The following is a 20,632-nucleotide window of genomic DNA, read 5'->3' as shown; positions in this document are numbered from 1 at the left end:
GTCCTTCAGGATTCTATAGTTGGCGGAAACACTCTCGATAAATCGAGCGCCAAGTCGTGAAAATAAGGCAGATTAACAGACTCGTTGGGCAGAAAAATTAGCGTCCTGCGATAACCAAATTGGCCAGGGGCATTCTGATACGGCTCGCTGTAACATTCCAAGCAAGTTTGTGATAAATTAAATATCCAATAGTTAGAGATTCCGGCTTCAGCATAAAGGGGGAGCTTAACCTGTTTGTCGTAACTCAAAGAAGAATCTGCAATCTCAATCAGCAACAGTATATCCCCTGGACAGGGGTGAGAGGATAGATAGTCATCAGGGCGATTGTGCACGATCGCACGATCGGGTTCTGGTTCGCTGTCATCAGGCAGAATAATCGGTTGTTGTCCCCGCAGTGTCGCCCTTTCTCCCAGCAGCTTAAATAACTCGCGTTCCAAGCGTGTCTCGCAAACCGAGTGAGGGGTACCTTTAGCAGCCATGTTGACAAGTTCTCCCTTGATTAACTCAACTCGATCGTCCTCACCAAAGAACCCCAGTTCTGTGAGGCGATGATATTCCGCTATGGTGAAGCGTTTTGCAGTTGCGATCGACATAACAGCCACCTCAATACAGGTCTGTTGCGATTATAGGCGATCGTCGATCGGCTAAACAATGCTAATCATGAGTTCCGATAACAACAATTTTGTCAAATTTGCCTCATCCTTTGGTTGCAAATTTTTCCAATTTTGGTGTATTTACTCCCCGAACTTATGTTGGGAACCATCTCTGTCTTAAGCAAGATTCTAGCCTCACTATTTATTAGGTACTTTAACTAAGTAGCAAACAAAAGTTTTCTAAAAAAGAAGAAAACTGAGCAATAGATATTATTTTGGAGGCTTGAATGACATTTACTACTACCAGCGCTTACGACCAAGGAAAAGCAGATATTAAGAAGTTGAGTGTAGACGACCAATTAGGTTTGCTGTGGTTTGTTTACACCCAAATGGGCAAGTCAATAACGCCAGCGGCTCCCGGTGCTTCCGGTTCGGAAATCGCTCAGGGTTTGTTCGAGCAAGTCAAGCCGCTGCCCCACCCAGAACAACTACAAGTAATGCGCGACATTGCCTCAAAAGCCAATACAGAACTCAGCCGGATGTACGGCTCGATGAGTCCTGAAACCAAGCTGGCTTTTTGGTATTTCCTAGCAGTAGGAATGGACGAAGGAACTATTATTCCTGTGCCTCCAGACTATCAACTGCCCGAAGCAGGAAAAGCTTTACTAGGAAAGATTGAGGGCATGGATTTCCAGCAGCAAATTGATTTTCTTCGCGGTACAATTTTAGAAATGGGTGCTGAAGCCGCTCCGGGGGCTGGCATTTAAAAAGATTAGTAATTACTCAGCGAATTAATTGCCCGCAGCCCCAGTTAATTTGTGCTTAAATTAGCTGGGGTTGCTCAATCTAGCAATCCTGGACGCATTTCAACCTAATGCTGTCATTCATAAACGTTGCGAAGAATATTACAGATGCTTCGTTGCACTGCGTTTCACTCAGCATGACACATAGGCTTTGCGTAAATCCTGTCTAGAAAACTTAATGGCTGACCTCATAACTTTGCCTGCGCTAATAAGTTTTCTAACAGCGAGCTAACTTCCTGACCGTAGGAAATTTCCAGCGTATGACCGTCCGGGTCTCGGAGATAAGCCCAGTAACCGACAGGAGGTTCCGAGTCATTCGGGCCGTTCAATAAAAGCCCTTCTGACTCAGCCTCACTGCAAAGCCGATCGACTTTTTCACGACTTTCGCAGGCGACGCCCAGATGGGAATCTGGCAAAAGTTTGCCATTCACTAATCGTGCTTTAATTAGCACAATGACGAACGGTTGAATCAAATCACAAATCCAAGCAACATCTAATGATGTAATTGGATCTACCCGGCGGTGAACCACTTTGAAGCCGGCGTACTTCGCGTAAAACGAGATGCTTTTGTCTACATCGCTAACTGACAGTGCAATGTGGGTAAAACCAAGATCGCTCATTGGAACTTTCCTCCTATAATGTACGCAAATTTTAGCGCTAATAACTGAATTCAGCAGTTATGTTCCCCACAACTTCCGGTGCACCTGCAATTAAACGCATATCTTCGCAGGCAACTGTTAGCAAGGGCTGACCTAAGTTTAAATGGGCAAAATGACTCTCTTCAGGTATTTCTAATTCGCCTCTAATCAAGCCGATTCGAGATTTAAATTCTCCTTTAAACAACAGCAAATTGCTGCGGTCAGCGCTGAAAACATTTCCGCTCAAAGACAGGGGTAAAGCTAAAGTTTGCTTGCTGTAATTGAGACTGCACAGTTGACGGTTTCCTTGGCTAACTGTGACGCGGTAGCCTAGCGGTGCTGCCTTTACCGAATGGCTACCTTCCCAACTAAATTGCGCTAATTCTTTAGGAAGTCCCCAAATTTCGCGTCCGCCGGCTACCGAGTTAGGGTTGTCTACATAAATGTGAGAAATCCAAGCGCCCCATTCTCCGGCATAATTGGCGATCGCGCTAACTACAATTAACTCATTGTACTCCATCACCGAACCCAACCCGTAGGAGGATATATAAATGCCAGCTAGGGTTTTTCCTGGCAATAAAGAGACAATTTCTAAATCAGAGGGAACCAAGGGGCGCACTCGTGCCACATCTACCAATTGTAAAGTCTGAACAGCATAACCTTGCAGATGCCAAGGTGCAGATGGATATACCATTTTCAGTGATTAAATTTATGATATTTTATATTTATTTTAGCTTAGCGCTTCAAAAAGCAACAATTTTTGGTATTTCTTCACAAGTTGTTAGTAATTTACTTTATTTAAACAAATTAATATGTGACGATAAATTTGATGAATAGTTGACGTGGGTTATCTGTTGTATGGGGGCGGGTTTAGTAATATTGTTAGTAGGAATTAGATATTATTCGTAAAACCCGCCCCTACAGATATTATCAACGTTTGTCCGCGTTCATCTGCGGTTAAAAACCTCCAAATCTACTTACTCGCATAACCCGTACTCACTAAAAACTCCCGCAACTTCCCAAAGAATTGAGTGCGATCGCGCCCTTGATAAATCCTCTCCAACAACTGCCAACCTTCCGCCTCCTGGCCCATGACATACTTGGTTGCCACGAAGGCCGCCAATACGCCTTTCGCCTCCCCATTTTCACTCAGACGCTTGTTAGATTCCAGCCAAAGCTCAGCAGAATTCGTGTATACTTCCACCGGATACTGTTTGCTAACATCTTGCATTTTTCCGGCGCGGTACTGCCAAACTTGCAGCGGAAAGCGAGAATCAGCGTAATTTGTAAAAGCCTCGGAAAATCTGCCGTCCTGACTCTTGAACTCTGGGATATCATTTTTGCCAAAATCGACAATTTCGTAACTCACATTGCCCCAGAAATGCTTGATATGAGTGTATTTGTTAGCTCCAGAATCATAGCGGTAAATAAACGAATAATTGCAGCAGCGGACGCCGCTTTTGGTTGACACTAAATCTGCCAGCACTTCCGGTTCATTGTCGCCGTCTAAATCACGGATTCTTAGCGATAAAAAACGTCCTTCTGATATTTCCTCGCTGGCTCTTTGGTCGGGGTTATCTACTAGAGAACGAGTCGGAATCAGCACTGGTTCTTCTAATAAACTTTTACCGTCGCGGATAATTCTGATGCGGAGATTTTTAGCATTTTCTGCTTCTTTTACGAAAGAAACTTCCGCCCGAACTTTCCCCGCTTCCGAAATTTCTGTTGTTCTCGGCGGGCCGATATTCGCCGGAACTTGGGCGATATATTGGGCAGGAACTAAGGCAGTTTGGCCGGGTTTGGCAATTGCTTGACACAGGAAAGTTGCTACTTCGGCGCGAGTAGCATTGCGCGTAGGTTCTAGCTGTTTGACGGCGGGATAATTGACCACGAGTTGTTTTTCTGCGGCGGCGGCGATCGCACTTCTGGCTAGTTCGGGAATATCCCGCGCATCTTCAAAAGTCGCATCCAAAATCTCAGCCGCCGACCCCGCAGGTGTATATTTCAAGCCGCTGCTTAAAGCTACCAAAGCCTGCCAGCGGGTAATATTCAAAGTGGGGTTAAAGATACTCCCGCTGTATCCAGACATAAAACCTGTTTGATAAGCTTCTCGAATTGCTTTAAAACCCCAGTAATTTGTAGGAATATCTGCAAAGTCGATCGGATTGCGGACGGTTTTCGCATCGGGAAAAGCCCTCCGAACCATCGCCGCAAACTCAGCGCGGCTGACTGGGCGATTCGGGCGAAAAGTGCCGTCTTCGTAGTAGCCGCTGATGATTTTTTTCTCTGCTAACTCCTCAATGCAAGCTTGCGCCCAATGGTCGTTAACATCCTTAAATTTGGGTTCAGCAAATGCCGGCGCTACATTCAGGCCCGGAAACACTAAATTCCCGATGATTATCCCCAGGGCTACCAGTAAACCGGTGATAGCTTGCCATCTGTGCGATCGAACCATACAGCATTCTCCTCATAATTCGCCAATATATCAAAACCTACAGGACTTGTGCACTCAGATTAAAGAAACTTAGTTTCTGACTGCCCTTACTAAAACAGAGAAACTATACTCTCGTATGAACGGAAGCGCGGAATCACCTGGGTAATCGCAACTTTGTCACCTACGATCGCGATTTGCTCACCAAAGGAACGAACTTTTGCAGGTTGACCCAAAAATTCACCGAATCCTCCTCCTGGCGGAACTTTACCCAAATAAGTCTCAATGAGCTTCCCTGTGGTATTGTTAAAGCGATATACAGCGCCTTGAGACTCATAAGACTCTGCTCCAATCAAAATGTCATTGCCTATGACTGCTAAGCTACCTCCAAAACCATCGTTGGTGTATAAGTTGAAATCGGGAGGGTTTGGGTTAGCAAACTTGCGGATTAATGAGCCTGTATTGCCGTCAAACAGGTACGCTGCGCCCCTACCGCGATCGGCAAATGCTGCTCCGACGAGAATATCATTGCCAACTGCTACCATTGCAGTGCCATAAGTAGCGCTATTGTCGGCAGTATCTGGGCTTGGCAAAGTCTGGAGGAGTTCACCTGTGATGCTGTCGAACAAATAAACTGCTGGATTAATCGATGTTTCTGACGGTTGTGTTGATGATGCTGCGATCGCAACTTTGTTACCGACAGCAGTGGCATATTCAACTGGAAATAGATTTCTGGGGATGGGGCTGAAAAAGCTTTGCAGTAGCGCGCCTGTATTCGAGTCAAACAGGTATGCAGGAGCAACTTTTTGATATCTGAAATCTACGTCTGGGTCGGGAGAAATCAGAACGTTGTTACCAACAAAGGCAAGTTTTCTAGTTATGCTACGACTAATATCTACTAATTGACCAGCGCCTCTGCTGAAGCTTTGCAATAAAGCACCTGTGTTCGCATCAAACAAATATGATTGTTTACTGGATGAAATCAAAGCTTTGTTATCGGCTAAAGCGACGTTACGACCAAAACCAAACCTAAAATCAAGATCATTTGCAGGAAATTCAAAATTTTGCACATATTTCCCCGTATTGGTATCCAACAAACTAGGATCTCCTCCGGGACTTCTTGGATCGCTACCTCTCTTTCCAATGAGCAGTAGATTGCCATCGGCTGCGATCGATTCGATAGATTGGCCACCAGAAAAAGTTTGGATCGGAGAGGGTGGGTTGCTATCCTCTAGAACTTTTAATTTAGTTATATTCTGCGTGCTAATATTCGTGATGCCTGTAGGTTCGGTTAATGTCAGCAAAGCCGATCGAGGATAATGACGAATCCCATCATCAATTAAAGGAATATTAATCGTTTTAGGCGTAGTATCTCCAGCAGCAAAATTGACAGTACCTAACTTGACTGGAAAAAAGGCAGTATTTAAGTGTGAGGGGCGCAGGCTTGTCCCATCAAGTGGCTCGAAATAATCCAGCGTAACGGTGGCACTGATAGCTGTATCACTGCCGTCCGTGCGAGTCACGGTGACAGTTTTGGAAACACTGCTTTCATTGGTGATGAAATCATTGGTGCTAAAAGCTAGCGTACCGGGAACGATAAAGTTCGATCGCTCTAAACTGCTACTGCTAACATCTTTTAAAACTGCCAAAAACTCCCCTGTATCTTGCTGAATTACAGTATTATTTGGATTTTGAGTGTCGGGCAAAATTCTGAGATTTTCAAATAGCAGCCCGCCGGCTAAGGCAATTTTATCCTTGCCCTTGTCAAAATCAGTAATGGTATCTGCTAAATCGACAGTAGAACCGCCGAGTTTATTTGTGAGGACAAAAACATCATTGCCCTCGTTTCCGGTAAGAGTATCTACGCCAATATCGCCATTAAGAGTATCGTTGCCGAAGCCGCCAAGCAGGGCATCATTACCTTTGCCTCCCCGCAAAAGATCGTCGCCAGTTAAACCGATCAGAGTATCGTTATCTAATTCGCCTATGAGTAAGTCATCACCATTTTCTCCTAACAGTGAATCGTCACCTTTGCCGCCATAAAGCGAATCGTTGCCGTCATTGCCAAAAATGCGATCGTTGCCTTCATTTCCCAGAATTAATTCCGCACTTGAGGAACCTATTACAGTATCTTCTCCGCCCAATAACCAGCCTCCCCCAGGAAAATTAAGAAGTTGTCCCACAGAAAGCGTAATATTTTCCGATGTGTTGTCTCCTACCAAGCGCGGCGGGTCATAAAAAGTGTCTGCTTTTAGTGTCATCTTCGCGTCCTCTTTCCTAAATTGAACCTTTGGACAGAAACTGGGTTTTTCGATCGCAATACGTGCTGAAACCCCTTAATATCCGTTAAAAACCAGATTTTTGGGTTCCCAGGAGCGATCGCACTGACGCCATCATGCAGAAATTTGTTGCCAAAGTCGATCGACTGTCACAAATTTGTAACCTTTATACAAAAGCAACGGAATTATTTTTTCAGCCGAAGCTGCAACATCTTCACCGCCGCAATAGCCGTCGTGCAGTACAATAATAGATCCGTTTTCTGTTTGCTGGACGACGCGACTAATAACTTTCATCACCCCCGGCCGCACCCAATCTTCCGGGACAACACTCCACATTACGGGGCGATATTCCCACTGTTGCAATAACTCTAATGTTCGCGGCGTAAAAATGCCGTTCGGCGGCCGCACATCGAGGATTAATTTTGGGTCTAAATCGCAAGCTTTGGCAATTGCTTTTTGCGTGTCTTCTAAACTTTGTTTGAGTTCGTGGGTTTTGAGTTTGGGAAACGATATATGCTGGTAGCCGTGGAGGCCGATCCAGTGTCCGCGATCGTACACTTCTTTAGCCGTTTCTGGATGCCTGTCAACGCAAAATCCCAGCCAGAAAAAACTAGCTTTGATGTCGTATTTATCTAAAATTTTTAACAGTTGAGGTGTGTGCTCTCGGTGCGGCCCGTCGTCAAATGTGAGGGCGATTTCTCGGCTGTTGATATCTCCCGTCCACAAACATCTGGGAAAAGCAGATTTGAGAATGGGATGAACGACAGGAAACAGGGGTGCTAGTGGCATTGATTAACCTTGTTAAATGCGATCGGGTAGAAATGAAGCTGCGTTACAATAGGATAAAGTTAACTCAATCGAGGTAAATATGACAACTGCCGTTGATATTGGAACGCTAATTGTCCGCACGCCGGGAACTTGCGGTGGTCGCCCGCGAATTGCAGGAACTAGAATTACGGTACAGAATATTGCTATTGATTTTAATGGCGGGATGACTCCACAGCAAATCATTGATGAAATACCGCATTTGACTTTAGCACAAATTTATGCAGCACTCACTTACTATTACGCGAACAAGGAAGCAACGGACGCCGAAATAGCAGCTTACTACGAAGAGTATGACCGTTTGGAAGCAGAATATATGGCAGGTAAGCTATCGTGAGCCGAATTTGTTTATACATGGATGAGGATATTCTCCAACGCTCGCTGATACTCGCTCTGCGAACTTCTGGTGTAGACGTGATAACTACCTCGGACGCTAACAAGCTTAGCTGTTCAGATGAGGAACAACTGATCTGGGCAGCGGAGCAAGGGCGTGCCATATACAGTTTCAACACTAAAGATTTTTGTCGTTTGCACAGTACCTTTATTGCCCAAGATATCGGTCATGCTGGAATTATTATGGGAGTGCAACAGCGGTACTCGATTGGCGATCAGTTGCGGGAGTTTTTCAACTTGATTGCTGCTAAGTCAGCCGAAGAAATGATAAATCAATTGGTATTTTTAGCTGAGTACATTAGAGATGAATAAAAGCTTGAAATAACCGATCGCACCGGAAACTACCAGCCTCTTTAACTCCTTTGATATAGACTCAATCTAGCCACAGTCGATCGACCTCTATCTCGCGGTCGATGCGATCGCCCTGCGGTGTCCTCCTATACTGAAAAACAGCACAACCAATCGAAAAACCATCAAGGAGGAACAATGACCGAGGAATATTTAGCCGAACGCACAGTTTCAGCCGTATTTAAGGAAGAAGAACAATTAGACGGCGTAATTCGGCGGTTGCTCGATCGCGGAGTTTCCCGCGACCACATCTCAGTAATGGGAAAAAACTTTCAATCTAAAACTAAAATTGCCGGCTTTATTACTAAAAAAGATGTGATATTAGGCGGTCTGCGAAGCGGGGCGATTTTTGGTTCCTTATTCGGTTCTTTTTTGGGTTTGCTAACAGGCGTCGGCGTGCTGTTTATTCCCTTTGTCGGTGCAGTAGTATCGGCAGGCCCGCTGGGTGCGGTACTGTTGGGTGCAGCTAGCGGCGCGATCGCAGGTTCTGCCGGTGCGGGTCTAGTTTCCGCTTTAGTCGCTTTGGGAATGCCCGAAGACAAAGCAACCATCTATCAAACCCGCGTTGAAGCTGGCGAATTTCTCGTGATGGCAGAAGTTCCCGCAGATAAATCGGGCGAATTTCAACTCTTGCTAGAAAGTGCAGGTGGCGAAGAAGTTTCAGTTAGCGAAATGACGCTGCCGCGCGCCGTTAAAGGTCGCTGCAACAGTCCGGCAGACTTATCTCCAGAAGTGCGATCGCACCTGTCGGAAGCCGCTCAAAAAACCTTTATGGAATCTTACAACGCCGCATTTGATGAAAGCAACGACTCGATACAAGCCGAACACACCGCTTGGAATGCCATTCACCAGCAGTACGAAGAAGATGAAAACGGCGTTTGGACTAAGCCTTTAGCGAAAGTCTAGTTTCCCGATCGCAGCAAACTAATAAAAAATACAATCAAGCCTCTAGAACTGCGGTTTTGGAGGCTTTGACGATTTTAGATTTTAGATTTTAGATTTGAAGTGCAAAACTTATATCAATTCCGGTTGCACTCATACATGATATAGAGGACACGGCAATGCCGTGTCCCTACCGAAAATAATATTGTAGGGACACGGCACTGCCGTGTCCTAATTTTGGCTAATAATTCCGATACTACCGGAAACGATATTAATTCGTAAAAACTTGGGAATTACGGAAAGTCTCATTACTGTTTGAAATTGGTATTGCACTAGGTTGCGTTGTCAAGTACAATCTATAGGCTTACAATAGAAAATTGAGTTAAGCAAATGCAAAAATACGTTTGTACAGTTTGCAATTACGTCTACGATCCAGAACTAGGCGACCCCGACGGAGGCATAGCTCCCGGTACACCCTTTGAAGATATCCCCGACGATTGGGTTTGTCCCACTTGCGGGGCGGCAAAATCCGATTTTGAACCAGAATAAGCGAGAAAAAATTTGTCCGATCGAATCCTTAAAATTACAGTCATCGGCGGCGGTGCTGCGGGTTTTTTTAGTGCAATTACCTGTGCCAAAACCTACCCGCAGGCCCGCGTCACTTTACTAGAAGCTGGCCGGCAACTCCTGGCAAAAGTTCGCATCTCTGGCGGCGGGCGCTGCAATGTGACTCACGCTTGTTTTGACGCCGGTGTTTTAGTGCAGAATTACCCCAGAGGAGGGAAAGCTCTGCGCGGTGCTTTTACTCGATTTCAACCGCGCGATACTGTAGAATGGTTTGCCGGTCACGGTGTGAAGTTGAAAACCGAAGAAGACGGGCGAATGTTTCCGATCACAGACGATTCGGGGACAATTGTTAACTGTTTGATCCGGGCTGCTGAGGATGCAGGCGTGAAAATTCGCACTGGCGATGCAGTAGTTTCTGTAAGGAAATTAACCGGGAATAACGCAGAGGGCGAACAGGGTTTGGGCGGGCACGGGGGCACCGCCCCTACATTTGAAATTGAGTTGAAGTCGGGGGAGAGTTTTAAGTGCGATCGCATTCTTCTCGCTACAGGCAGCAATCCGTCGGGTTATAAGTGGGCAAAAGAGTTAGGTAATACTGTAGAACTGCCCGTTCCTTCTCTATTTACTTTTAATATTTCCGACAGCAGAATCAAAGATTTAGCCGGAATTTCGGTTCCTAATGCTAAGGTGAAATTGCCGGGAGCTAAATTAGAACAAAGCGGGCCTTTGCTAATTACTCACTGGGGTTTGAGCGGGCCTGCTGTCCTCAAACTTTCGGCTTGGGGTGCGAGATTTTTGCACGATCGCCATTATAAAACCTCTGTGCTGATTAATTGGCTTCCCCAGTACAATGCGGAAGTTTTGCGGCAGCAACTGCTAGCGGTTAAGTCGCAGTTGTCGCACCGATTGATTGTCTCTAGCTGTCCGTTTCCGGTGCCGCGCCGCCTGTGGGAACGTTTGACAAGTTCGATCGGCATTGACGACCAAAAACGCTGGGCTGACTTATCTAACAAAACCCTCGATCGCCTCCTGCTAGAACTCGTTCAAGGCGAATATCAGATTGCCGGAAAAGGCGCATTTAAAGAAGAGTTCGTCACCTGCGGCGGTGTCAACCTCAAAGAAGTCGATTTCAAGACAATGGAAAGCCGCCGGTGTCCGGGACTTTTCTTTGCGGGCGAAATCTTGGATATCGACGGCGTGACGGGCGGTTTCAATTTCCAAAGTGCTTGGACTACGGCGTGGTTGGCCGGGAACGCGATCGGCAAACCATCCGATTTTAGATTTTAGATTTTAGATTGCGGGATACTAGCTATATAAAGGTTTGGGAGTTGCGATCGGGCCTTCTGCTTGCCAGTATTAAATTTTGTGTTATTTTTGAATTAAGAGGCACAAAATGTGAGTGCTGTTGAGCCTGTAGAAGAAATTTGCAGTTTTGCCACCTTCAATATCGGGGTCAAACACATGAAAAACTTTAAGCTGAAAACCTTAAAATTCCCGAACCACACTGACAGCCATTTTGACTCACCTTTCATCGAAAAAAATGGCTTGCTGGAACTCAACCCCAAATTTATCACTCCCGAATTTTTAACAGCCTGGACGTTTGAAACACACCTGTACGGCGAACAAGTTGCGATCGACCACTTTGTCCTCACATTCCCTAGCCGCACCGAACTCGAAAACTACGCCAAATCTTTTTACCCCTTCGGCGCCAAAACAGTTGAAGGCCCCGACTTGTTCCCGATTAACTTTTGTGCGGAAAACATTAATGTTCCCTCCGACTTGTGGCTGCATTTAATGACCTTATTAATGCCAGCGGGCGGCTTAGTAGTATTAGATGCGCCCCACGCACCGGGCGACCAAACAGACCGCTTCCAGCAAGAAAGAGGATTAGAAGCCGTTCACCACGTCGCGATTCGAGTTGAAAACGTGCAGAATGCTGCTAAGATATGGCAAAATAAAAACTTTAAACCGCTATCAGAGCATCCTCTAAACTCCGGCTCATTAACCCAGTGGTTTCTGCAAAACCCCGCCGGACAAATTCTCGAATTAATAGAACGTCGCCCCGGCAACAACGCCACCTTTGACTGCAAAAACATCGCAGGTTTGCGCCTTAGTGAAGTCGCCAGTCAGTAGGACAGGCAAGATGCCTGCCCCACAATTAGCAAATACGCATTCCCATTACAAAATAAAATATATGGTCGCAATAAAAATCCCAAAAGTCACTTTTCAGCCCCCGACATTCAACTCAGTTGAAGAAGAACGCCGCCACCGCAAACAACGTTTAGCCGCCGCATTCCGATTATTTGCCCGCTTCGGATTCAGCGAAGGAATTGCCGGACACATCACAGTCCGCGACCCCGAACACCTCGACCATTTCTGGGTCAATTCTTTTGGAATGCACTTTAGTTTAATTCGAGTCAGCGACCTAATTTTAGTCAACCACAAAGGCGAAGTTGTTGAAGGAAATAAACCCGTAAACGAAGCAGCATTTGCCATTCATTCCCAAGTGCACAGCGCCCGCCCCGACGTAATCGCAGCAGCCCACGCTCATTCTCCCTACGGCAAAAGTTGGTCGAGTTTGGGCCGCCTGCTTGACCCGCTGACGCAAGATGCTTGTTCTTTTTATGAAGACCAAGCTTTATTTGACGATTACACCGGAGTTGTTTTGGAAATCGAAGAAGCTAAACGCATCGCCAAAACTTTAGGTGAGAAAAAAGCTATTATTTTACAAAATCACGGACTGTTAACAGTAGGTCAAACAGTAGATGAAGCGGCTTGGTGGTTTATTGCAATGGAACGTTCTTGTCAAGCGCAGTTAATGGCCGAAGCCGCGGGAAAACCCATTCTCATCAAGCCAGAATGTGCTCGTTTAACACAGCAGCAAGTAGGGTCTCACCGCATGGGATGGTTTAGTTTTCAACCGCTTTATGACATGATTGTGCGCCGCGAACCCGACCTATTAGATTAGAAACTCGGCGGTTGAAACCGCTACTAAACAAACACAGCCCGCCTGCGGCGAAGAAAGAATGAAGGGGGTATTAAAGCCGGATTTAGTATCAGGAGTGCAAAAGTTATAAATTCATGCTGAAGCTGATTCCAACCAAGCTATCAAATCCTCTTGACTGGTAAAATCTAGCAAAATTTCTCCTAAATTATCTAATTGTTCGGGAGATAACTGCTGGATGCGAGTTTTAATTTCTGGTGGGATTTCGCCAGTACGCCGCGCGATCTGACGCAAGATTAATGCTGTTTGCCCCTCAATTAGACCTTCTTGGCGACCTTCTTGGCGACCTTCTTGGCGACCTTCTTGGCGACCTTCTTGCATCCCTTTGATAACAGCACCGCGTTGGTCTTCAAAGAACATTTCCCGCTTTTCTAATGCTTCTAATTCGTCAAGGTTTAAATTAGACCTGTTAGCGATATTAAAAGCTGTTTGAATTTCGGGTACTGATGCCAATACATCCGGTATTTCCTCCAATTCGGGAGCATTCTTGATAAAATAAACCCAGCTTTGAATCAGATTTTCAACTTCTTCTAATTTTTTATGAAACTTGGGGAGTTCGAGAAACACTAACTCTATTTCTCGATAATACTCGAAGTTTTCTTCGACTTCTTTGAAGACAAAATGTGACAGGAATTTTTCGGTATTTTCAAACAGGATAAAATCGGTAATCGTGAGAGCGATGAGAGGATTTAATTTTGAGTAGCCTTCTCTCGGTTTGAGTTGAGTTGCGTAGGTTTTGGCGGCATTATAGATGACCCGCTTAGTAAAAGCTTCTACATTGATCACCTGCATTTCAATAATTACAGTTTTGTCACCTGTAATTTTTGCTTTGACATCCAGGTAACTATCTTTTAACCCAGTAATCGCCGGCGCGGCGTAGGGATCGATGATTTCTAAGTCTGTAATTGTTGGCTCTCCGTTGTAGAGCATAGCATTGAGAAAGCTCATCAAAACTTCTTTGCTTTGGGGCGAAGCAAAGATTTTTTTGAAGCCAAAATCCGTCTTAGGGTTGATGAACTCCATAATTAGTAATTAGTAAAGGTATTTAATGATAGTAATTATATCACAAAATTCCTTCCATTTCTAAGTCTTCAATTATCTGCAATCCGCGCGGGTCGCCCACTCGCAAAAGTGAAGATTTAGCATCTTCCCGCACGCCCATATCTTCATCTTCTTCTAAAGCTTCAATCAGAGCATCGATCGCCCCAGCGTACACTACATTATTCGGCAATTCCCGCGCCAGTTGCCCGATCGCCCAAGCGGAATTACTTCGCACAGCAGACACAGCATCCCGCCGCAGCGCTTCAATCAACGGCGGAATCGCAGCAATCACCACATAGTAACCAACTTTTGCCATTTGACCCAGAGAACTCGCCGCCCACAAACGCACCGCCGAAATATCAGTTTTCAAAGCATCAATTAAAGATGGCAAAGCGCGGTGGTCCCTGCAATTTCCCAGGGCCCAAACTACCCCTTTGCGAACGTAACCGTTCCAGTCGCGGTTAAGCTGAAGAATCAGCGGTTCCACAGCATCGGGACTCGGATTTCGCCCCAACGCATAGGCCGCGCTTACCCGCACCAAGGGGCAACCGTCTCTCAACAAATTAATTAAATGCGAAATTGCTCGATCGTCCTGCAGTTCGCAAAAAGCCCGCGCCGCAATCATCCGGTGCTGAGGTTCCGGCGATTCCAGCAAAGGCAGCATTTCCTCGGGATCTGGCAGCGGGGGTTCGGATTCGTCAAATTGATCCAAAGGGCTTTCCAGTTCCGTGTCAGTATCAAGCGCGTTGGGGTAGTCGTTATTGTTCATAAAAAAACTTTACCGCACAGAGGATGCTCCTAAGCAACTCAGTCCGCAGTCAATAATTGTAGGGTGCGCGCGCCGTACCTTACTACTAAGATCTTGCACCATTGTCAGCAACAGGCTTTCCGGCCTGTTCCACAACAGATAAATTTTCTCGCTTCACAGGCCGGAAAGCCTGTTCATAAAAGGCTAATTGAGAATTGTGCAACATATGAGTTACTACAAACAAATACCTCTGCTGTCACCTAAGTTGGTAGCGAGGACTTCAGTCCTCATAATTTGGATGAATCAGGACTAAAATCCTTACTACAAGCGAATATCTCTGCTGTTACTTAAGTTAGTAGTGAGGACTTCAGTCCTCATAATTTGGATGAATCAGGACTTTAGCCGGGAGCATCTCATATTTGTAAAAACACTTCTTCTGGCTCCTTCCTTCTTCCTCTTTCCTCCTGCCTCCTGCCTCCTGCCTCCTGCCTTAAAACTCCAATTTCTAGCTTAACTGCTTTCATTGAGATGCTCCCCTTTAGCCCTGATTCCAAACCAGTATAATTTATATTTCAAAGGGATTTGAGCATTGAGAGGGAATGACTTTGATAGCCTAATTTTTGATAGAGATTCACCGCAGGCTGATTGCTCAGAAATACTTGCAAACCAATTTGCCGATCGCCCCTTTCCCGCGCCCAATTTTCAGCATGAATAACTAAAGCTGCACCGACTCCTAAACGGCGATGTTCCGGTGCTACGTACAGCAAAAAAATGTGAGCGTAGCGTTCTCCGGTGGTTTGGTCGATCGCATTTCCCAACCACAAACATCCGACAACCGATGTCAGATTTTGGGCTTGAGATTGGGGATTGAGATACTGCGAGGGAAGGACGGGCAAAATTTCTGCCTCTTCCTGGGTGTTTTTCTGGCACTCTACCCACCAAACCGGCGTCTGGTTAGAAAAATACTGCTCGACAGTTTGAGGCAAATGTCCCAAATCCCCATCCGGGTAAAGCTCTCGGTAAGTCCGGTGCATAAACTTTACCAGTTTTGCCCGCGAATCCAGTCCCGATCCAGATCGCAGCCAGTAACCCGGTATCAGTTGAGCAGACATCAGCTCAGCGGACACCGAGAGCGGCATAATTTAGCCCCAAGAAAATTGGATTGACTGCTGTCGCTTGTTTTTGGGGGATCGCTTCCTCAATCGGTGCCGGGGCAGCCATGTCACCAGGCAAAAAGATGCGAGCGCTGACTGCTACCAGAGCCGCGAAAAATACTAATACCGCTATTAATGGAGCAATGTATTGACGAATGATACCCATAACCGCAAAAACTTAATTCTTGAGTTGATCTTATCAAGTGTACCATACAAATCTTGTCAGCTATAATGGCTGCCATTGGACAATTAGCTCAAGAAGAGAGCGATCGCAAATACCAACAAACAGAAAATATAATATTATGAGTGCCTCGCCTGCTGTTTATGAAGCTCTGGCTAAATCAATTGTTTTTTTGAATCAAAAGCCGAGCGCGCAAAATGAAGTTTCGCGCTTCCTAGATACTAATGGCTACTATATCGATCGCATATTCGACGACCCAGAAACCAACTTTTATGCGATCGGCTTCGGTTCCTCCAATCCCGAAAACCCGCCCGCACTCGTATTTAAAGGTACAGATTTTATCGACGGCGACGCTATCTTTTCCGACTCGCGGGACATTGGTTTACCTGAATTTGAAAAGAACAAAGATAATATCAAAAATTGGCTCACAGAAATCGGTCAAAATACTGGTAAAAACCCCAGCAAATTATTGCCCGATGTCATCGGACACAGTTGGGGCGGAGCAGTCGCTCAAATTGTAGCAACAGAATACACAACTCTGACCGGCGATATCTTTACTTTCAACTCTCCGGGAGTGTCAGCGAGTACATTCACCAGTTTTCGGAGAAATCTCGGCAGAGTCGGCAACAAAAATGTCACTCACTACATTGTCAGCGGAGATTTCGTCAGCTTGTTTGGTGAAGCATTTATTCCGGGTAAAGTATTTATCCAAAGTTTTACCGATCCGAGTATTAATCCCTTAACTGTTTTGGCAAAACATCGAACTGAAAATTTGTTAACTACTCCGCCCGTGGGTTTTTTGCAGAGGCAAATTTCTGTAGAACAATTAAACAGTCGCGAGTTTGCTTATAACAACGACTCAGATTTTAACGAGTTTATCGCTGCGATGAATTTGGCCCTGCCCAATGTGTCAGTAGCTATCAGAACCAGAGGCGGCGCAGAGAGTGTGAGAACAGCACCAGAATTTTCTTTCGTGCAGTTAATCAGACAAATGCAATACGGTTTAGCTCCATTACAGCCGAATTATTTATCAGGGGACGATCGCAACAATACTGCTACTGGCGGCCCTGGAGAGGATACAGTTATCGGCAACCGCGGTAACGATACTCTCAGAGGCAATCGAGGTAACGACAGCATCACCGGTGGTGCTGGCGACGACTTCTTGTACGGCGGCAGAGATAGCGATTATTTGGACGGTGGCGACGGAAATGATTTGATTTCCGGCGAGTTTGGCAGCGATTTTTTAATAGGCGGCGCGGGGCGCGATCGCTTTGTATTGGAATCCGGCGGCGGAGCCGATGTGATTGTAGATTTTCAAGATAGTCAAGATTTAATTGTACTGTCGCGGGGTCTAACTTTTCCTCAAGTTAGAGTAACCCAAGGTGTTGACGGAGCGTTAATTACTATCCCGATTACTGGGGAAATTCTTGCTACTCTCAGAGGCGTAGTTGCCAGCGATATTACTAGGGTAGATTTTGTATAGCTTTAGGGCAAGCAAAATTTGTATTTTTGGTGGCGCGAAACCCGCATAGGTTTTGTAGCGAGAGTATTTTTTTGTATTAAAAAATGTCACTCAATTTCCCCCTAAAAAGCCAATAAAAATGACCAATTAATATGGTCAATAAACGAAGTTTACAGTAAACTTAATTAAGTAGCTTAAAAACTAATTCCCCATCAAACGACAGGAAATAAAAAAATATGCCCTCCTCCCCCGCCGCTTACGAAACTATAGCCAAGCAACTTGCTTACATAGATGACCAGCCCCAGTTTCAAACTTTAGTTCAAACAGGCTTGAGTGCTGCTGGCTACAAAATCGATCGCACCTTTGACGATCCCGGAACTGGATTTCACGCGATCGGCTTAATTTCCACCACCCCAGACAAACCGCCTGTTTTGGTATTTCGCGGCACCGACTCGCCCGTAGACGATCTTGCCAACACAGACAAGCGCGGCACCGGTTTCAACCAATTTGAAGCCAACAAACAAGCTTTAGGAAATTGGCTGACCCAAATCAGTCAAGATACAGCAAAAAACCCCAGCCGCTTGCCACCAGACCTTCTCGGACACAGCTTGGGCGGTGCCATAACGCAACTAGCCGCCACTGAATTCACATCTGCGATCGGAGATGTTGTCACCTTCAATTCTCCGGGAGTTGCTCAGACTACAGTCAATTCATTTAAGCAAAAAGCCGGTGCCGGAAAAAATGTAACTCATTACATAGTTAGCGGCGATTTTGTTAGTTTGGGAGGAGAAGCTTTTCTCCCCGGAAAAGTAGTTCTTCAAACATTTACTAACCCGATTATCAACCCACTACTGGTCTTGGACAAGCACAGCCAAAGCGGTTTGTTAACTGCTCCTCCTCCCGGCTTAACTCAGGCCGAAATCTCTGTAGACCAGTTGAACCGCCCGGATTTCACTTTCACAGATTCAGATTATTTAGAACTGTTAGCTGGCTTAGACTTTGCACTGCCTGCCTTGGGAACATCGCTGGAATCGCGCAGCAGTTTAGAACAATTAAGAACCGCTCCGGGAAGCTCCTTTTTAGCAAACATTGCAGCAATGAAAACTGCTCTCGATCTCTCCCAAATTAATAATTTAGTAGGCGACAATGCCAACAATACAGCATCGGGTTTTGCAGGCGACGATATTATCACTGGCAACGGCGGAAACGACACTCTCAGCGGCAATAAAGGCAACGATATTATCAGCGGTGGCGCCGGCAACGACCAGTTATTCGGCGGCAAAGGGGATGACAATTTGAACGGGGGAGACGGGGACGATACCCTCATTGGCGGAGCGGGTTCAGATCTCTTAATTAGTGGCGCTGGACGCGACATATTTGTGTTAGGGGTTGGCGGTACAGATACACTTATAGACTTTCAAAAGGGTCAAGATTTAATCGGTTTGAGCGGAGGTTTGACCTTCAACCAAGTGAGAGTTACTGAAGGAGATTTTTCAACGACGATTGAACTGGCCCGTAATGGCGAAGTTCTTGCCAGTATTCCTGGCATTCTAAGTAGTCCGCTAACAGCCACTGATTTTATTGCGATTTAGTTGGCTGGCAATACAGATATTCGGTAGGGACACAACAATGTTGTGTCCTTATTTTATCTTATGAAAGCACGCACAGTTTATACCAGTTAGTGATTAAAAACATCCATATTCTTGCAGGGGCGGGTTCACCGAAATCTCGAAAAAGTAGTGCTGACATTGGTAAATCCGCCCCACCCGGATCTTATACTTATAGCGACCGGACTTGATATTAATCGAAATCGTCCAGTCCAGGTCTGGGCATGGATGCTAATTTTTTCTCATCGTCTAGGGGCAGAAAGAAAATGGTCAGCATACCGGGAATCACAGCCAGCGCGCTCATCAAAAAATAATTTTGATAGCCGAGACTTGCCTGCAAGTAGCCGCTAAAAACTCCCGGAATCAGAACTCCTGCGGCCATAAAAGCCGTTGTAATTGCATAGTGAGATGCTTCGTATTCAGGGCGGACAGTCCGCATCAAGAACACTGTATAGGCAGCTACGCCAAGTCCGTAAGTAAATTGCTCGATCGAATTTACGACATAAGCCCATTCAATCCCCGGTTGATTGATTGCCAACAGCCAATACAGCACGTTAGTTGAATTTTGCAGAATTGCCGTCGGCCACATCCATTTTTTCAATCCTTGTTTCGCAATTAAATAGCCGCCCAGCAACCCTCCTATTAACAGAAACATTACCCCTAAAGTACCGGATAATAAGCCCATATCCGACGTAGAAACTGCTAATCCTCCTTTCTCAACTTTATCCATCAAAAATGGCGGAGCCATTTTAAACGTCAAGGCATCGCCCAATCGAAAAATCAAGACATAAGCCACAATCCAACCTATTTTATCTTGCTTAAAATAGGTTTTGAATGCTTCGATAAAGCTGGTTGTTTGTTGAGGGGTGTCGGATTCCAGATCGTAATTTCGAGGATAGGGAAGATACCACCGCTGAAAGAGATATATCAGCACAAACATAATCGCACAAATGCCAAAGGCTGTCGCCCATCCGTAGTTAAGCGCAGACACGCTAAAATCCGAACCGAAAAGTGACAGCGGAATGTTTTGATATATTTTGGTGTCACCTGTATTTCCAGTCACTAAATGCTGTTCGGCCAGTTTACCTGCTAAGAACACCAATACACCGCTACCGGCAATGACAGCACCTCTATAAGCCGTGTTGCGAACCCCGACAAACAAGGCTTGCTGGTCTTTATTGAGAGTGTTTAAATAAAATCCGTCAATGGCGATGTCGTGAGTAGCTGACACAAAGGCGATCGCCGTAAAGATAACAAGCGATATAATAATCGGTGCCGGCGTTAATACGCCAAAAGCTAGGAAAGCAAACAGAAAAGCACAAATGATTTCGGTTGTTAAAATCCATTTGCGTTTGGTGGAATACAAATCAACAACTGGCCCCCACAAACCTTTTAATACCCAGGGAAAAGACAAAAGACTTGTCAAGCCGATGAGCTCGTTGCTGGTTCCCATACCTTTCAAAAAAATCACCGACATTAAATTAACGACGGTGTAAGGGAGACCTTGAGCGAAATACAATACTGATACCCACAATCCAGCGTTTTGCTTTTTTTCCATTACACAGATATTTTGGCGAGTTACTTATCTAATTTACTGAGTGCGATCGACAATTCCGGTCAACTAAACCGCTTGCATCACAGTATATGTCATTCCGATGCCAGCGGCAGCCATATAA

The 20,632-nt window shown here is 45.6% G+C and carries 21 protein-coding genes; 10 read left to right on the top strand and 11 right to left on the bottom strand.

The features are described 5' to 3' along the window. Positions 1–5: 5 nt before the first annotated feature. Positions 6–593, bottom strand: a complete 588-nt coding sequence (locus QUA99_RS00680) for a Uma2 family endonuclease (protein ID WP_333234498.1) — start codon at positions 591–593, stop codon at positions 6–8. Positions 594–880: 287 nt separating this feature from the next. Between QUA99_RS00680 and QUA99_RS00675 the strand changes: the two genes are divergently transcribed. Further along, positions 881–1,360, top strand: coding sequence for an orange carotenoid protein N-terminal domain-containing protein (locus QUA99_RS00675; protein WP_333234497.1), 480 nt, complete (start codon positions 881–883; stop codon positions 1,358–1,360). A 224-nt stretch (positions 1,361–1,584) separates the two neighbouring features. On the opposite strand, the gene QUA99_RS00670 is transcribed toward QUA99_RS00675, so the two are convergent. The 5 genes from QUA99_RS00670 to QUA99_RS00650 all read right to left on the bottom strand — a co-directional run bounded on the left by QUA99_RS00670 (position 1,585) and on the right by QUA99_RS00650 (position 7,533). Next, entirely contained in the window at positions 1,585–2,016 is a 432-nt protein-coding gene (locus QUA99_RS00670) for a VOC family protein (protein WP_333234496.1), read from the bottom strand. A 37-nt stretch (positions 2,017–2,053) separates the two neighbouring features. After that, positions 2,054–2,728, bottom strand: coding sequence for an acetoacetate decarboxylase family protein (locus tag QUA99_RS00665; protein ID WP_333234495.1), 675 nt, complete (start codon positions 2,726–2,728; stop codon positions 2,054–2,056). A 279-nt stretch (positions 2,729–3,007) separates the two neighbouring features. After that, positions 3,008–4,489 carry an S-layer homology domain-containing protein gene (locus QUA99_RS00660; RefSeq protein WP_333234494.1) on the bottom strand — a complete coding sequence of 494 codons (1,482 nt, stop codon included), beginning with the start codon at positions 4,487–4,489 and terminating at the stop codon, positions 3,008–3,010. A gap of 89 nt (positions 4,490–4,578) precedes the next feature. Then, positions 4,579–6,726 (bottom strand): M10 family metallopeptidase C-terminal domain-containing protein, encoded by a 2,148-nt coding sequence (locus tag QUA99_RS00655; RefSeq protein WP_333234493.1) that lies wholly within the window; start codon positions 6,724–6,726, stop codon positions 4,579–4,581. A gap of 132 nt (positions 6,727–6,858) precedes the next feature. After that, positions 6,859–7,533, bottom strand: coding sequence for a polysaccharide deacetylase family protein (locus QUA99_RS00650; RefSeq protein ID WP_333234492.1), 675 nt, complete (start codon positions 7,531–7,533; stop codon positions 6,859–6,861). 79 nt (positions 7,534–7,612) lie between these two features. Here QUA99_RS00650 and QUA99_RS00645 point away from each other — a divergent pair, with 79 nt between their 5' ends. The 7 genes from QUA99_RS00645 (at position 7,613) to QUA99_RS00615 (ending at position 12,727) form a co-directional block, all read left to right on the top strand. Then, positions 7,613–7,906: a DUF433 domain-containing protein gene (locus QUA99_RS00645; RefSeq protein WP_333234491.1), complete on the top strand. Its 294-nt coding sequence runs from the start codon at positions 7,613–7,615 to the stop codon at positions 7,904–7,906. Then, on the top strand, positions 7,903–8,274 hold the full coding sequence (locus tag QUA99_RS00640; protein ID WP_333234490.1) for a DUF5615 family PIN-like protein: 372 nt from the start codon (positions 7,903–7,905) through the stop codon (positions 8,272–8,274). The genes QUA99_RS00645 and QUA99_RS00640 overlap by 4 nt, the downstream gene beginning before the upstream one ends. Positions 8,275–8,448: 174 nt before the next feature. Continuing rightward, a complete protein-coding gene (locus tag QUA99_RS00635) occupies positions 8,449–9,216 on the top strand; it encodes a ChaB family protein (protein ID WP_333135748.1) in 768 nt (255 codons plus the stop codon). Between the two features lie 366 nt (positions 9,217–9,582). Then, positions 9,583–9,741: a rubredoxin gene (rd, locus tag QUA99_RS00630; protein ID WP_333234489.1), complete on the top strand. Its 159-nt coding sequence runs from the start codon at positions 9,583–9,585 to the stop codon at positions 9,739–9,741. A gap of 24 nt (positions 9,742–9,765) precedes the next feature. After that, positions 9,766–11,046 (top strand): NAD(P)/FAD-dependent oxidoreductase, encoded by a 1,281-nt coding sequence (locus tag QUA99_RS00625; RefSeq protein WP_333234536.1) that lies wholly within the window; start codon positions 9,766–9,768, stop codon positions 11,044–11,046. A gap of 108 nt (positions 11,047–11,154) precedes the next feature. Next, on the top strand, positions 11,155–11,892 hold the full coding sequence (locus QUA99_RS00620) for a hypothetical protein (protein ID WP_333234488.1): 738 nt from the start codon (positions 11,155–11,157) through the stop codon (positions 11,890–11,892). A 61-nt stretch (positions 11,893–11,953) separates the two neighbouring features. Next, positions 11,954–12,727 carry a class II aldolase/adducin family protein gene (locus QUA99_RS00615; RefSeq protein WP_333208643.1) on the top strand — a complete coding sequence of 258 codons (774 nt, stop codon included), beginning with the start codon at positions 11,954–11,956 and terminating at the stop codon, positions 12,725–12,727. 111 nt (positions 12,728–12,838) lie between these two features. Here the strand turns inward: QUA99_RS00615 and QUA99_RS00610 are convergent, their stop codons facing one another. From QUA99_RS00610 to QUA99_RS00595, 4 genes are all read right to left on the bottom strand, one after another. Then, positions 12,839–13,786 (bottom strand): Rpn family recombination-promoting nuclease/putative transposase, encoded by a 948-nt coding sequence (locus QUA99_RS00610; protein ID WP_333234487.1) that lies wholly within the window; start codon positions 13,784–13,786, stop codon positions 12,839–12,841. Between the two features lie 40 nt (positions 13,787–13,826). Next, the gene (locus QUA99_RS00605) at positions 13,827–14,573 is read right to left on the bottom strand and encodes a HEAT repeat domain-containing protein (protein WP_333234486.1); all 747 of its coding nucleotides are present in this window, start codon (positions 14,571–14,573) and stop codon (positions 13,827–13,829) included. 551 nt (positions 14,574–15,124) lie between these two features. Beyond that, entirely contained in the window at positions 15,125–15,664 is a 540-nt protein-coding gene (locus QUA99_RS00600; RefSeq protein WP_333234485.1) for a GNAT family N-acetyltransferase, read from the bottom strand. A 4-nt stretch (positions 15,665–15,668) separates the two neighbouring features. Next, positions 15,669–15,872, bottom strand: a complete 204-nt coding sequence (locus QUA99_RS00595; protein ID WP_333234484.1) for a hypothetical protein — start codon at positions 15,870–15,872, stop codon at positions 15,669–15,671. Positions 15,873–16,008: 136 nt separating this feature from the next. On the opposite strand from QUA99_RS00595, the gene QUA99_RS00590 reads away from it, so the two are divergent. Further along, positions 16,009–17,370 (top strand): calcium-binding protein, encoded by a 1,362-nt coding sequence (locus QUA99_RS00590; RefSeq protein WP_333234483.1) that lies wholly within the window; start codon positions 16,009–16,011, stop codon positions 17,368–17,370. A gap of 215 nt (positions 17,371–17,585) precedes the next feature. Then, positions 17,586–18,941, top strand: a complete 1,356-nt coding sequence (locus tag QUA99_RS00585) for a calcium-binding protein (RefSeq protein ID WP_333234482.1) — start codon at positions 17,586–17,588, stop codon at positions 18,939–18,941. A gap of 208 nt (positions 18,942–19,149) precedes the next feature. Here the strand turns inward: QUA99_RS00585 and QUA99_RS00580 are convergent, their stop codons facing one another. Further along, positions 19,150–20,514: an MFS transporter gene (locus tag QUA99_RS00580; protein ID WP_333234481.1), complete on the bottom strand. Its 1,365-nt coding sequence runs from the start codon at positions 20,512–20,514 to the stop codon at positions 19,150–19,152. Positions 20,515–20,632: the final 118 nt, after the last annotated feature.

The sequence above is a fragment of the Microcoleus sp. F10-B2 genome (genome assembly GCF_036704965.1).
Classification (GTDB): domain Bacteria; phylum Cyanobacteriota; class Cyanobacteriia; order Cyanobacteriales; family Microcoleaceae; genus Microcoleus.
The sequence above is the reverse complement of the archived record's forward strand: the minus strand, read 5'-3'. Positions and strand labels throughout refer to the sequence as shown.